Here is a 711-nt window from a genome sequence, read left to right on the forward strand (position 1 = left end):
TGATTGGCTTTACTGTCACAGGGATTTAGAATCTTATAGGCAATATGTGTATGTAGTTAATACGACGAATCCTGCATTTTCAGAATTTGGAATGATTCAATTTGATCCAATACTAGGCAGTCTTTTACGAACTGCATAGATAAAAAAATATATATTTTATGGTATCAGTTGGGCTTTTTGGCCCAGCTGAAGCCTAATGTAAGGAATTATAAGAAAGGTGGAAAATGAGTATGGAAATACGGGAATTAACCATAATAGAAGATCCTTGCTTTTATCAATATACGACGATAAAAGAACTTGAATCGTTCAATACGTCTGAATTAACGATTGCGCTTAGCGTAGTTAGAAAAGAGCAGCGTCGCTTGAAAGAAAAAGTGTATCATTCTGGATCTGGCGATCAAGTGGATAAAAATAACGTTAAATTAATCAACAAGTACAGAGCCAATCTTGAAAAACTGCTGTTTATTAAGCAAGGGTATATTCCGGATGCAATCACGCAAAACATGATTGATACATTGATCAAAAACAATAAAAAATCCATACAGAAGATTCAAAAAGGTTGAGTTTAGCAAGGTAACAAAAAACATTTAATAAAAGAGAGGATGTAAAACATGACTGAAAAAATCGATTTGAAAAAGTTATATCATGAAAGTAAAAAGGAAAGAACCGAAAAACAAACGAAAATGGAACGAGCGTTAGAAGGAGTCGTGT

1 protein-coding gene is annotated in these 711 nt (G+C 33.3%); it reads left to right on the top strand.

What is annotated here, in order from left to right:
• The first annotated feature begins 224 nt into the window (after nucleotides 1-224).
• The gene (locus KQI94_RS16195; protein ID WP_002360759.1) at nucleotides 225-563 is read left to right on the top strand and encodes a hypothetical protein; all 339 of its coding nucleotides are present in this window, start codon (nucleotides 225-227) and stop codon (nucleotides 561-563) included.
• The last annotated feature ends 148 nt before the right edge of the window (nucleotides 564-711 follow it).

This window comes from Enterococcus sp. S183_ASV_20 (assembly GCF_018919685.1).
In the GTDB taxonomy this organism is placed as follows: Bacteria; Bacillota; Bacilli; order Lactobacillales; family Enterococcaceae; genus Enterococcus; species Enterococcus faecalis.